This window comes from Vibrio sp. HB236076, assembly GCF_040957575.1.
Taxonomy (GTDB): domain Bacteria; phylum Pseudomonadota; class Gammaproteobacteria; order Enterobacterales; family Vibrionaceae; genus Vibrio.
Genome location: NZ_CP162601.1, coordinates 648,816 through 662,085, shown reverse-complemented (window position 1 = coordinate 662,085; position 13,270 = coordinate 648,816). Strand labels below are relative to the sequence as shown.

The following is a 13,270-nucleotide window of genomic DNA, read 5'->3' as shown; positions in this document are numbered from 1 at the left end:
GATAAGATCACAAGGCCTTATTCAAGGCCTTGAATAAATAAGGAATAAAATGAAGTTCATCACTGCGCTTTTCACCCTATTATTCAGCTTTAACACCGCTGCCACATTGCCACCACATGTTTTACACCAAGACATCGCAATCGATCATCCTCAAGGGGCCCCTCTCTCGCTCGACCTGTATATCCCGAGTAAAAAACCACTCGCCGCAGCGCGCCCGTTACTGATTTGGATCCACGGCGGTGCGTGGAAGCGCGGTAGTAAAGATCAATTACCGACCAAAAACCCATTACTGCTCAAACGCGTGCTTGACCAAGGGTACGCACTCGCTGCCGTTAATTATCGTCTTAGTGGTGAAGCGGTTTTTCCCGCACCAGTCATCGATATCAATGCGGCGTTAAATCACCTGCAAACGCTATCATCACAATATCACTTAGCCAGCCAAGATATCATTGTGATGGGCCGCTCTGCCGGTGGACACCTCGCCAGCTTAATCGGTGCACTTAACCGCGATAAAAGTGTGACGTTTTATGGTCAAGCTAATTACAACGTACTCGCCGTCGTTAGCTTCTTTGGACCAACAGACTTATTAGCGTTAGGAAAAAAAGGCAATAAGATTGTGTCAGAGCGCTCTTCCGTGGCGAGATTTCTCGGTACTCTTCCAACGGATAATCCAGAGTTAGCTCGTCAAGCTTCGCCAGTACACTACATTTCTAAGCAGAGCCCGCCTTATCTTTTAATGCACGGCGACCAAGATAAACGGGTTCCACTAGCCCAAAGCGAACGATTAAAAGCGAAACTCGATCAAGCCGGTGTCGATAATACGCTGTTAATCGAGTATGGCGTCGGACACAGTGCGGCCATTTTCGATAGTCCAGCTTATGTCGACCAAGTCATTGCTTTTGTGCAGCGCTATCTGCCTCTTTCCGTCACCAAGTAGCATTGGATGTAGAGTAAAGTGACCACCATTTGGGATAGGTAACCAATAGGCAAAAAAAAATGCAGCAAGGGGATTTGCTGCAAAAAAGGATTATAACAGGAGTTACAAATCATGAAAAAAGTAATTAGCGTTCAAGGCAGTGGATTCGCTAACCGGGCTAGAATACGGTTTTTCGTGATTTAGGTCACGTTACAATAACACCATTCATTGTGGTCAGAATGTCACAGGTAAATACCCATCGAGCTCAATAACTGATCACCCTAGAGGGTTAAACCACTCACCAGCATCACTGCGCATTGACGCAAAAAAGCCCGCGGCGACATGCAGCGGGCTCAATGTCATATCGGCTCTGTCAGAGTTAGAACGAGTAACGCGCAGCGACAGCAAAGATATCGTCTTCACCCTCGATGTCGTTGATCTTATATTCGGCTAACGTTTTAAAGTTCTCCGTCAGCTGATATTCACCGCCGATCGAGTAAGAATCGACAGTATCTTCATCATCGCGCTCAAGGCCATTGTAGCCGATAAGCGCAGACAGTTTTTCGGTTACTTGGTAGGTTGCCACCGCTTCAATACCGGTGTAATCAACGCCGTCTTCTGAGCCGTCTTTTGCCCAGTTTTCGCCGTCGCTGTACAGCGCTGCCAGGTAGAGTTTGTCGTACTGATATGAAATCGCCGTTGTGATCAGCGTTTGATCGTCGGCTTCGTCGAGGCCTTCACCTTGGTTGTAGCCCAATGCCACATTAAAGCCGTACGGCAATTTATAATTCGCCGCGAGGCCAAAAGAAGAGGCATCGGTCTCGCCATTGGTTTGCACGACTTCGTCGTTTTCTGCTTGATAGCTAGCGTGTACCGTCAAGTCTTGGTAGTGACCGGTCAGTTTAAATACTGAATCCGAACGGCCCGTGCCGAACAAGTCAGAGCTCACCCCGGCGGCTTCATTGCCAAACTCAGGGAAGATATCGGTGTAATCAGAGACCAATGTCACCGCGCCGTATTGGCGGCCGTAACTGATGGTACCATAATCCGCACCCACACCAATGTACCCTTTACGTACATCAAACTCATCGTCTTCATCGCTGTCGTCGCGGCGGTTAGATTTGAATTCAAGCTCATAAAGACCAAAGGCGTAGTAGTCTTGATTGATTTGTGATTTGCCAGACAGGCCAACGCGAATGTAGCTTTGATCGCCATCGCTGTCGTCATCACCTGAAAAGTAGTACATGCCTTGTGCACGGCCGTGGATATTCAGTTCTTTTTCATCGTCTGAATACACGGTGGCAGCTAAAGCTGAGTTGCTCAAAAGAAGGGCGCTGATCGCCAGCGTTATTTTTTTCATTTCCATGATATCACCACTGCATGATTTCCTAATAAACGCGGTTAATTATGGTGATATCAATGAAAAACGACAGTGCAATATTGACTATGAACTATGGTGAAAAAGCCGCAACAAAGACAGAATAACACAGTATGGACAACGACTTAGCGCTCAAGTTCCGTTACCCAGCATGGTGAACCACCGTCAACGGCGCTGATGAGACAAATTGTTGCCAAACCGGAGGCGTGCCAATACTTTGCTGCACAGAGTCAATAAACAGCTTGACCAGAGGTTGCTGGTTGCGATGGCTGTACATGGCGTAGATCTCCCCAAATGGCGGCAGGTGATGGTCGGGTAACAAGCGAACAAGCCCTTGAGACTCGAGTGATGAGGTGAGGAAAAACTCGCCGATCAAAGCAAAACCAAGCCCTGATTTAACCGCCTCTAAAATCAAGTCGGTTTCATTGACAAAATACGCGCCCTGAATGGGATAGGTTTTGATTTCCCTTGATTGCGGCGTGGGCGCAATGCGCAATTTATCGGTTTTAAAGTGATGATTGGCGTAAACTATGGCCGGCAACTGACTGAGTGCCTCTGGGCTTTGCGGCATGCCGTGTTGCACAATAAATTCGCGTGAGGCCACCAACGCCATGTGGTTGGTCGCCAAGCGGCGCACGATCATATTCGACTCTTGAATCGGGCCAATGCGAAATGCCACGTCGTACCCTTCGTGGATCACATCGACGCGTTCGTCATCGAGACGCAGCTCTACCGTTACCCCTGGGTAATGTCTCATGAAGGTTTGTACGGCTTGGCCCAAGTAAGTGCGACCAAAAAAAGCCGAGCAGGAGATTTTTAAATGCCCTTTGGGTTCGCTTTGAAAAAGAGAGGCTTTATTGCGGGTTTCGGTGAGGACATCGCGCACTTTTTTCGCTTGCGCGACCATTTCGACCCCAGCTTGGGTCAGCGACAGAGAACGCGTGGAGCGATTGAGCAAACGCAGGCCAAGGCTGTCTTCTAATTTTTTAATTTGTTTCGACAAGGCCGAACGGTCGATGTGGTTGCGATCCGCAGCTTTGGCAAACGTGCCATATTCTGCCACATCCAATAGTAATTCGAGTTGGGTTGCCAAATCCATTGCTCGCATTCCTCTTTAACCAAAATAACTATTAATTAAGTCAACAGAGTGTACCGAATTCATTGGCGTTGTTTATCGTTTAATTGGCGCTTGTGTGATGCCAAAACGGCACGAAAGTGACTGAAATTTGGGCTTAAAAGGAAACAATACCCAAAGGGAGGTGACAACATTCATTTATTGATTTGTTTTTCAGTTAATACCTACTTTGATTTTGCGATAAATAGCCCGTGAGCGGTTAATACGTTTTCAGACTTTAATGTCCACCGGGTACTTGTTGTGTTGGATAACAAAGTTTGAAACTTAGTTTTGGACAGAAACGTTTTAGAACTGATGTGCTATAGCATTTCTGCCAGATTAGGAAAAATATGTTGAGGCCATAGTCGTTTGTTAGCTATTGCTTCCCCTCGAGGTTTGGAGCTGCATTTTTCGCCATATTATTGGCCGCTGCAATAATCAAGCTCTGTACAATAGCTGGTGAAGTTAATCCTATTTGAAACGCTAAAATCGTACTGATTTTGTCACCGTTTAACAAATATATACAAGTAACACCCGCGCCTAAGATAGGAAGCGTAAAAAATAGTGATATTGTAAATCCAATGTACTTGCCTAATGGTAGTTTATCTTGCTCTGGTTTCATGAAATGCTCAGAGATTTTCATACCGAACAAAACGACTCCACCGAAGATTGCAATAATTATTAGTCCAAGGTGAGGGCCTAACGTACTGGTTATTGAATTTAGTGACTCAGGCATCTTCTACCCCTTGACGTTTTGAAGCAAAGAAATCAATAAACTTCCATTTCAAAGGCGCTTCTTTAATAAAACGCTCTTTCGACATGAGCAATACTTTCCCATCCTTTGAACGAAAAGGCATATATTTTATTTCTTTTGCTAATTTTTTGTCATAAGCGATAAGTTGTCTTAATTTCTTTTCAGGTACGTGAGCCTCTTTCGCAATGCCCTCTATACTTCTCATACTAAATTTACGGTTGTTTAATGCCAACCGTATCTTCTTTCTAATTTCCTCGACAGAAGATTCTTGTTTTGCCTTTTTTTCTTTGTTCAATTTTACAACCTCTGCATTTCAAGAAAATAGTTACCGCATTATACCTTAATCACTTAAGCCACTACATATCAAAAATGCAACACGTGCCGAATCACGCTTAAACAGTTTTTATACAAAAAATATAAGATACTAATTAGTTTATTTAGGCTGCATACTTCTGAATGCTTTTTCGTTATCATCACCTTTATATTCATACAAACACACCGCAGCAGATATCAGCGTATTTCTAGCAACTTCATAAGCAATTTTCCTTTCAGCGTCTAGAGGCTCCAACCTGTCATAGTAAGTGCCATGCAATACCTTTGAACGTCCATCGTCATAAATTTGCTTAATCAATTGATCTAACGTTTTAGGTTTGTCTCCTTTCGTTACGACCTCTTCTCCATCAACCCCAAGCAAAGTTGAAACCATGTTTGAGATACCAACGGACTTACCTCCGTTTGAAAGAACATCTAAACTTGTCCCTAACTTTGCAATAGCAACTGCATCACTCGATTCACGACATGCTTCGCCAAACCAATCTAAAGCCGTAGCCCAACGAACAACTAACTTAGGATGAGAATGTGGTCCTGGATGTAGTAACCCCTCTAAAATTGAAGCGATTGACGGAATAAATGATTCTATACTCGACATAGCTTCCTCCAGCCTAGCTTTAGATACTCCATTAAATCGGTCGCTTAATCCTGCTCCAGGGAGCCAAAGATTGCCATTGGTTTCTATTAACTGATGGATACTAATAGGACCTAACCTTTCTTCATGGAGTGCTTGCTGCAAAAAGGAAGATCGTACTCCAAGGAGCAACGAAAGCGAGTCAAGAGCACTTTTGGCGACAATCTGAGCAAGCTTTCGAGAATAATCTCTTTCAAAACCTGTAATAGTAACCTTAATTAAAGACGGACAATCTTTTATGGCTAGATAAATATCCGAACCCAAACCTAGTATTTTTTCTCGATGTTTCGGTTTTTTTAAAGCCTCTTTTACTAATGTTTTCCAATTATTGTTAGCTTCTTTTTCTCCTAGATAACTATCCTTGCTAGATTGTGGAAAATCAACTGTGTCAATCCAATTTTCTCTAGTTATAAATGTAATAGGACCTAACTCAAAAGGGGCTTCAGACTCTACCCCTAAAGTCCAAGCAGGAAAATAATGAGTAAATGATGTTACGTTATCAGAAATTACTTGTTCAATTTTACACTTAAGTTCTTTAATCGCGGATTTATCACCATCCATATATTTTTTGTCAAAAGAACCTTCTACGAACATATTTGCAACGATTTGTTGCGTTACTTTCATGTAACTTCCCAGCTCAATCCTCGGTAACCCATTTTGTCGGTTTTCAAATATAACTGTCGTTAGCTTTCTTAAGTGATCATTCGCATCTGGCGTAAATCTAATTTGATATCCGTGAGTATCATCTGTTACAAAACAAGGAAAACCATGTTCGCTCCCCCAAGAAAATTCTTTCGAATGAATATATGTTAATTCGACAACTAATGCAGTTAGGTGCTCTCTAATACTCATCTAATCAACTAACCTCTAGTACCATACTTCTAATTTTTTACAATTCGTTCTATATGGCGTTTAGCCGCTTTTCATACTCCCATAATGCAACCTTTCCAATTGCAGTTCAATTTATAATCAATATGTTAATGAAAGGAAATGGATATTAGATTGCAAAATAAGCCATAATTTTAAAAAGCTTACGACGACGCTCCCTCGGATAACTACAGGTAAGGGAAACTTTCATCCAAAAGAAGTTAATTAACTTCTGTCATAACAAACAATGGCGGCATAATCGTGCCAGATTGAAAAAGCTGTCACGAATGGGACATTTCAAATTACTGTATGCCCCTTTCAGTCAAATCTATAAGGCGCTCTACAAGATATCAGCAAATTTGGGGAGAGCACTGGAAGACGATAACTCTTCTTCTAACTTTCCTTCTCTTGCTAGACGCTGTTTGTTCATCGCTTGTGTTTCGTAATAGTCCTGTGCAATAGCTGTTTCAATGAACTCCACCGACTGATCGGTAAAGTCATTTACCGCATGTTTGATCTCTTCCAGCGAGACACTGAAAAACTCTTTACGGCGATTAATCATATTCAATCGGTGAGTATCAAACTTATCGTGAAGCTTCTTCTCTAGAGTTGGAGCATCATCAGTATGAATCATTGCATGTACATCAAAGGTAAACGGTACTGATGCATCTCCAAGCTCTTTCACTCGATCCATTGGTTCTAATCGACGGGTCATGCCTATCTTGTAGACATTTTCCCCAAACGATCCAATGTTAGAAATAACATAAACATGACCTTGCTTAGTTTGCTCAGCCATTGATTGAGCACGTTGGTGCTTGCGCTCTGCTTCCTCTAAGTTTGCCTGTAACTGTGCAATCTGTTTTTCTAGTTCTGATTTCATTTCATCGCTAGCTTTTTCAAGCTCTTTTCTCGCAGCATCCAAAGCCTTGTGATAACGCTTTTCTTCCTTTATAGCTTCCGCTTCTGCTTTTTTTATCTCTGCCTCTATTTTTGCTTCTTCACGCATTTGTGCTTTGATTTCCGCCTGTTCTTCTTTTTCGCGTTGTTTCTTTTCACGATATTCGTAAGTCAATTGGAGTTCTTTTAACTTTTCTTTGAGATAACGCTCTGTAATAGATATGGCATTCGGTTCATTTAGCTGATTGATTGCGACGAACGCTTTTTTTATACGTTCTTCCATTTTTGTAACGTTTTTCCACGTACAGTTGGCAATAGCTGCCTCACATTCGTTATTGAAGGCTCTTGCGGTGAGACGAATAGTCTTGTTGGTCATTTTCTTGCCTTCGCTTCGAGAACCGTCTACAGACCATTCACGGTAGCAGTATATCGCTCCACCAGAAGACTTCTCTCTCAACAAGGTTTTCTGGCACTCTTTACATTTCTTGATCTCTTCTTTGAATGTTTCAGATGCATCAAAATCAAACTTTGGTTCATAGAATCCGAGTTCAATAAGCTCAATATCTTCGCTGAATATGGCGATTTGTGTAGTTAAAGAGTCATAAGTACTTTTCTTACTTTTGTAGTCAACCTGAAGTTTACTGATCTGCTCTTCAACAGATTGACGTTTCGCAATTGCCTCGTCTCTCTTGGATTCGATTTCGCGTAAGGCTTGACTCGATTTTTCTTCTATCTCTTTCTTGTCAATTTTCAGCTGATCCTTGATTTGCTCGCACTCAGCTTCAATATCAAATATGTGAGAGTATTTTTCTTTATACTCTTCGATTGTTGTTGCTGCCTCAGATAATTGAGTTTCTGTAACGGCCAGTTTCTGACTTAGCTTTGAAGACTTTCTTACCAAAAAAATCCCGACAACAAGTAAAATTACTATAGCGCCTATTAGCATATAAGTTAGTGAAATTTGTTCCATCTACCGCCCCCTACCGTCTCATTAAATATGAAACTGGTAAGATAACTAATATCTACTCTCGTGTAACCGAGAAAATGTCACAATAGAGATATTTGTGTGCGGAAAATGTGAGTCAATCATACTGTCTTCATGTGCTAACATGTTCGAGGATTTCTATTAGTATTTGTATGGAAAAGCCAGATGAGCAGGGTGTGAATGAATTCCTACTCTGACTGAAATGGCGCAAAACCTCACTAGAGCAAACAAAAAAGGCAGCGAATCTTCGCTGCCTTTTTAGTATGAGACGTTATTCGCTAAAGCGCTTTGGCTTACTCAACCGTCACCGCTTTGGCGAGGTTACGAGGTTGGTCAACATCCGTGCCCTTAATCAGCGCGATGTGGTACGACAGCAACTGCATCGGCACCGTATAGAAGATAGGCGCCGTCACTTCATTAACGTGTGGCATCTTGATGATCTTCATATTCTCATCGCTTTCAAAGCCCGCATCGCGATCGGCAAACACGTACAACAAACCGCCGCGCGCACGCACTTCTTCCACGTTCGACTTTAACTTCTCAAGCAAATCATTACTAGGCGCAATCACCACCACCGGCATATCGGCGTCGATCAGTGCTAACGGGCCGTGCTTAAGTTCACCGGCGGCGTAGGCCTCGGCGTGAATGTAAGAAATTTCTTTTAGCTTGAGTGAAGCTTCCATCGCGATCGGGTAATACTCACCGCGCCCCAAGAACAAAGTATGATGCTTATCGGCAAAATCTGGCGCTAAAGCTTCGATGTCTTTATCAAATTCAAGCGCTTGCTCTATCGCCTTTGGCAATTCGTGCAAAGCATTGACAATCTCTGCCTCGCGCTGCTCAGACAAACGGTGTTGCAAACGACCAATCGATACCACCATCATGAGCATCGCAGCCAACTGAGTAGTGAATGCCTTAGTCGAGGCTACGCCAATCTCGGTGCCGGCACGGGTCATAAAGGCAAAATCCGATTCGCGCACCAAAGACGAGCCCGCCACGTTACAAATGGTCATCGCCGCCATATAGCCTTTGGCTTTGGCAATGCGTAGCGCCGCCAAGGTATCCGCGGTTTCCCCCGATTGAGAAAGAGTGACCAACAAACTGTTAGGACGCACAACAAAATCGCGATAACGGAACTCAGAAGCAATCTCGACATCGCAGCTCACACCAGCGATCGACTCAAACCAGTAACGCGCGGCCATGCCCGAATTGTAAGACGTACCACAGGCAATGATCTGCACGTGTTCCACTTTGCTTAAAATATCTTCAGCGTGAACGCCAATCGCATTGGTGATCACTGATGCCTCAGACAGGCGACCTTCCATGGTATTGATCAGCGCTTTTGGCTGCTCAAAAATTTCTTTTTGCATAAAGTGACGATAATGGCCTTTATCACCGGCATCGTGCTCGGCATTCGACTCGCTCACCTCGCGCTCAACACGCTCGCCTTGGGCATTAAATACCGTCACATCGCGACGGGTGATCTCCGCCACATCGCCTTCTTCTAAATACATAAAGCGGCGAGTCACGTTTAACAATGCCAACTGATCCGACGCCAAAAAGTTCTCACCGACCCCAAAACCAATCACAATCGGGCTGCCAGAGCGCGCCACCACAATACGCGATGGGTCGTTGCGATCCACCACCACGGTACCGTAAGCCCCTTCGAGCTGCTTGGCGGTTTTTTGCAATGCTTCCAATAAGGTTTCTGACGTGCGTCGCTCCCACTCCACCAAATGAGCAATCACTTCCGTATCGGTCTGAGATTCAAACACATAGCCGCGCGATTGCAGCAAAGTACGCAAGCTTTCGTGGTTTTCAATGATTCCATTATGCACCACGGCAATATCGCCAGACATATGCGGGTGAGCGTTGATTTCAGACGGCTCACCGTGCGTTGCCCAACGGGTATGGGCGATCCCCGTCCCACCGGTCACTTGCGCCGCTTCTACCGCATCCGCCAACTCTTGTACCTTGCCCAAACGGCGTACACGAGTGAGGTTTTTCTCGCCATCGACGACCGCCACACCGGCAGAATCGTAACCGCGATACTCCAAACGGCGTAAACCCTCGACTAAAATCTCTGCCACATCACGCTGCGCAACCGCGCCAACAATACCACACATATATCGACTCCTAACTTTTGGCTCTGATTTGCCACGATCTCACGGCCCTGGCAACTGCTATCTAATGGTAAAGGACTCGCATTGAGCATAGTCCCTCTATTAAGCCGTGGCCAACAAAACGCCAACGGGTTTTGTCAACTCAACGGCAAAGGCTGGGTCACTATAAACTGCTGACCAAAACGCGAACCCCTTGGGCTTCAATCGCGCTTTTTTGCTCACTGCGAATGCGCTCATCGGTCACGAGCACGTCAATGTCTCCCCAGCCCAGCTCTAAATTTGGCATGCGGCGGCCAATTTTATCGGCTTCAATCATCACCACCACCTGCCTAGACACTTCCGCCATCACTTGGCTAAGGCCCACTAATTCATTAAAGGTTGTCGTCCCGCGTGCTAAATCAATACCGTCTGCACCGATAAACAGCTGATCAAAATCGTACGAACGCAATACCGATTCTGCGACTTGGCCCTGAAAAGACTCTGAATGATTGTCCCAAGTGCCACCGGTCATCAACAAGGTCGGCTCACTTTCTAGCTCATTAAGCGCATTGGCGACATTTAATGAGTTAGTCATCACAACTAAGCCTTGTTTTTGATTGAGTTGTTTAATCAGCGCTGCAGTCGTGCTGCCACTGTCGATCACAATTCGATGATGATCGCGAATTAAACTCGCCGCCGTTTTGGCCAAGGAAACCTTACGAACCGAAACATTATCATCTAACGCATCATTCAATACTTCTTTCGGCAAAGCCACCGCGCCACCATAACGACGAAGCAGCTGACCATTTTTTTCTAATGACGCTAAATCTTTGCGAATAGTGACTTCTGAAGTTTCAAACAAACGAGATAAAGCATCTACGCTGACTTCGCCAAGTTGATTAACCCGCTTAGAAATGGCCAATCGTCTCAATTCAGTGTTTCGTTTCGACATATAAATTTAGCACACAAGTTACGAACTGAAAGTCATTATATCGACAACGAAAGGTAAAAATCCATTTATTTCACTGCCAAAAATTAATAAATAACGTTAAAACCTTGTCCTAAGACAAAGTGATTTTCGTGATATTGACTAAATTCGGTGGTAGAATCACACCAAGAAAGTAAAAAAATTACAGAATCTATGATGACAGTATAAAAAAACAGCGCCTAATGGCGTTTTTTGTCGTAATATAGCTGTCATCTGCTAATGCAATAGTCATAAAATGACTAAATGATGTGAAAGACTTACAACTCTGAAGTAAACTGATAACCAATCGCGCTCTGATACAAGGAAGACAGAGCAAAGACAACTTTAGAGTCGATGTTTTCTAAAATTACAACTGTATGTATCGGAGACTATTTTCCATGAAAAAGACCAAAATCGTTTGTACGATTGGCCCTAAGACTGAATCTGTTGAGAAACTGACTGAACTCGTAAACGCTGGCATGAACGTTATGCGTCTTAACTTTTCTCACGGTGATTTCAACGAGCATGGAACCCGTATTGCTAACTTCCGTCAAGTGATGGAAGCCACAGGTCAACCACTGGCTATTCTTCTTGATACCAAGGGCCCTGAAATCCGCACCATTAAATTGGAAGGTGGCCAAGACGTTGACCTAGAAGCAGGTCAAACCTTCACTTTCACTACCGATGCGAGCGTTGTCGGTAACAAAGACATCGTAGCGGTGACTTACCCAGGCTTCGCCGCTGACCTAAGCGTCGGCAACACCATTTTGGTTGACGATGGCTTGATCGAAATGGAAGTGACCAAAGTGACCGCAACCGAAGTAACCTGTACGGTACTCAACAACGGTGCTCTTGGCGAAAACAAAGGCGTTAACCTACCTGGCGTTTCTGTCAGCTTGCCTGCGCTGTCTGAAAAAGACAAAGCCGACCTTAAGTTTGGTTGTGAGCAAGGCGTTGATTTTGTTGCCGCTTCTTTCATCCGTAAAGGCCAAGACGTTCGTGAAATCCGCGAGCACCTAAAAGCCCACGGCGGTGACAACATCCAAATCATCTCAAAAATTGAAAACCAAGAAGGCGTAGACAACTTCGACGAAATTCTAGAATTGTCTGACGGCATCATGGTTGCTCGTGGTGACCTTGGGGTAGAAATCCCAGCGGAAGAAGTAATCTTCGCGCAAAAAATGATGATCGAGAAGTGTAACCGCGCACGTAAAGTGGTGATCACAGCAACACAAATGCTTGATTCTATGATCAAAAACCCACGTCCAACCCGTGCAGAAGCCGGTGACGTAGCCAACGCGATCATGGACGGTACTGATGCCGTTATGCTTTCAGGCGAAACCGCGAAAGGTAAATACCCAGTTGAAGCCGTGACCATCATGGCACAAATTGCGGCACGTACTGATAAAGCGCTACAAGCAGAGCTAGGCTCTCGCCTTGACAGCCCTCGCCTACGCATTACAGAAGCAGTTTGTAAGAGCGCGGTAGACACGGCAGAAAAACTGACGGCGCCAGTGATCGTTGTTGCAACAGAAGCCGGTAAATCAGCACGCTCTGTACGTAAATACTTCCCAACGGCGAACATTCTTGCTGTCACCACTAACAGCAAAACTGCAGCGCAACTTGTGCTAACCAAAGGGGTTACGCCAATCATCGTTGATTCGATTGCCAACACCGATGCTTTCTACCACTTAGGTAAAGAGTTGGCGCTTGAGTCTGGCTTTGGTAAAAAAGGCGATATCGTAGTGATGGTTTCTGGTGCCCTTGTGTCATCAGGTACAACCAACACCACATCAGTACACGTACTGTAATCACATCGTTATCGAGACGCAAAAACGAGGCCCAAGTGGCCTCGTTTTTTATGGTTAGAACCTTGATATTACTAGGACGCTGCTCTTGTTGTAAGGCTGATATTGCTGGAACGCGGGCTGGTTTCTTTAAGAGAAAAATCATCGCCGGAAAAAGGATATAAAAAAGACGTCGATAACCTCGAACTCGAGTAACAAACTAAGCGGCGCTCACCACAGGGATCAGTGTATGTTAGACTTACCAGCCAAAGAACTCACGATGATGGGTATTGAGCAGCAAGATCATGGGTAAAAAATACAGCGCACTGAACTGAAAACCGAGCACAATCAAACTGACAATCGTCAAACGAACTAATAAACGCGATGGTGAAAGCACACCGACCTCCTCAATAACACTTCTATCAATGATGACATCAGTATACATTTTAACCAGTTCAGTGCAATATCATTTTGGCTATTAGACCTTAGTCGTAATGCGTAAAAACTGAAGGCAAGATCACAAGTTATTGGCAAAGCTT

11 protein-coding genes are annotated in these 13,270 nt (G+C 44.3%); 2 read left to right on the top strand and 9 right to left on the bottom strand.

Going from position 1 to position 13,270, the window contains the following annotated elements; genetic code table 11:
* Positions 1-49: 49 nt before the first annotated feature.
* Entirely contained in the window at positions 50-937 is an 888-nt protein-coding gene (locus AB0763_RS02925) for an alpha/beta hydrolase (protein ID WP_306101059.1), read from the top strand.
* A 358-nt stretch (positions 938-1,295) separates the two neighbouring features.
* On the opposite strand, the gene AB0763_RS02920 is transcribed toward AB0763_RS02925, so the two are convergent.
* From AB0763_RS02920 to AB0763_RS02885, 8 genes are all read right to left on the bottom strand, one after another.
* A complete protein-coding gene (locus AB0763_RS02920; protein ID WP_306101058.1) occupies positions 1,296-2,282 on the bottom strand; it encodes a porin in 987 nt (328 codons plus the stop codon).
* A gap of 154 nt (positions 2,283-2,436) precedes the next feature.
* Positions 2,437-3,393, bottom strand: a complete 957-nt coding sequence (locus AB0763_RS02915; protein ID WP_306101057.1) for a LysR family transcriptional regulator — start codon at positions 3,391-3,393, stop codon at positions 2,437-2,439.
* A gap of 391 nt (positions 3,394-3,784) precedes the next feature.
* The gene (locus AB0763_RS02910; protein WP_306101056.1) at positions 3,785-4,144 is read right to left on the bottom strand and encodes a hypothetical protein; all 360 of its coding nucleotides are present in this window, start codon (positions 4,142-4,144) and stop codon (positions 3,785-3,787) included.
* Positions 4,137-4,457 (bottom strand): hypothetical protein, encoded by a 321-nt coding sequence (locus tag AB0763_RS02905; RefSeq protein WP_306101055.1) that lies wholly within the window; start codon positions 4,455-4,457, stop codon positions 4,137-4,139. Before AB0763_RS02905 ends, AB0763_RS02910 begins: the two co-directional genes overlap by 8 nt.
* A 138-nt stretch (positions 4,458-4,595) precedes the next feature.
* A complete protein-coding gene (locus AB0763_RS02900; RefSeq protein WP_306101054.1) occupies positions 4,596-5,978 on the bottom strand; it encodes a HEPN domain-containing protein in 1,383 nt (460 codons plus the stop codon).
* A gap of 355 nt (positions 5,979-6,333) precedes the next feature.
* A complete protein-coding gene (locus AB0763_RS02895) occupies positions 6,334-7,860 on the bottom strand; it encodes a DUF4041 domain-containing protein (RefSeq protein ID WP_306101053.1) in 1,527 nt (508 codons plus the stop codon).
* A 308-nt stretch (positions 7,861-8,168) separates the two neighbouring features.
* Positions 8,169-10,001 (bottom strand): glutamine--fructose-6-phosphate transaminase (isomerizing), encoded by a 1,833-nt coding sequence (gene glmS / locus AB0763_RS02890; protein WP_306101052.1) that lies wholly within the window; start codon positions 9,999-10,001, stop codon positions 8,169-8,171.
* Between the two features lie 160 nt (positions 10,002-10,161).
* A complete protein-coding gene (locus AB0763_RS02885) occupies positions 10,162-10,929 on the bottom strand; it encodes a DeoR/GlpR family DNA-binding transcription regulator (RefSeq protein WP_306101051.1) in 768 nt (255 codons plus the stop codon).
* Positions 10,930-11,342: 413 nt separating this feature from the next.
* On the opposite strand from AB0763_RS02885, the gene pykF reads away from it, so the two are divergent.
* Complete coding sequence (gene pykF, locus AB0763_RS02880) at positions 11,343-12,755, top strand: pyruvate kinase PykF (RefSeq protein WP_306101050.1); 1,413 nt, start codon at positions 11,343-11,345, stop codon at positions 12,753-12,755.
* A 235-nt stretch (positions 12,756-12,990) separates the two neighbouring features.
* Here pykF and AB0763_RS02875 read toward each other — a convergent pair whose 3' ends face one another.
* A complete protein-coding gene (locus AB0763_RS02875; RefSeq protein ID WP_306101049.1) occupies positions 12,991-13,128 on the bottom strand; it encodes a hypothetical protein in 138 nt (45 codons plus the stop codon).
* Between the last annotated feature and the right edge of the window lie 142 nt (positions 13,129-13,270).

What these genes read in the sequence shown, in the direction of transcription:
- AB0763_RS02910 (WP_306101056.1), bottom strand. Translation starts at nt 4,144, where the DNA reads ATGCCTGAGTCACTAAATTCAATAACCAGTACGTTAGGCCCTCACCTT.
- AB0763_RS02925 (WP_306101059.1), top strand. Translation starts at nt 50, where the DNA reads ATGAAGTTCATCACTGCGCTTTTCACCCTATTATTCAGCTTTAACACC.
- AB0763_RS02920 (WP_306101058.1), bottom strand. Translation starts at nt 2,282, where the DNA reads ATGGAAATGAAAAAAATAACGCTGGCGATCAGCGCCCTTCTTTTGAGC.
- glmS (WP_306101052.1), bottom strand. Translation starts at nt 10,001, where the DNA reads ATGTGTGGTATTGTTGGCGCGGTTGCGCAGCGTGATGTGGCAGAGATT.
- AB0763_RS02885 (WP_306101051.1), bottom strand. Translation starts at nt 10,929, where the DNA reads ATGTCGAAACGAAACACTGAATTGAGACGATTGGCCATTTCTAAGCGG.
- AB0763_RS02900 (WP_306101054.1), bottom strand. Translation starts at nt 5,978, where the DNA reads ATGAGTATTAGAGAGCACCTAACTGCATTAGTTGTCGAATTAACATAT.
- pykF (WP_306101050.1), top strand. Translation starts at nt 11,343, where the DNA reads ATGAAAAAGACCAAAATCGTTTGTACGATTGGCCCTAAGACTGAATCT.
- AB0763_RS02915 (WP_306101057.1), bottom strand. Translation starts at nt 3,393, where the DNA reads ATGGATTTGGCAACCCAACTCGAATTACTATTGGATGTGGCAGAATAT.
- AB0763_RS02895 (WP_306101053.1), bottom strand. Translation starts at nt 7,860, where the DNA reads ATGGAACAAATTTCACTAACTTATATGCTAATAGGCGCTATAGTAATT.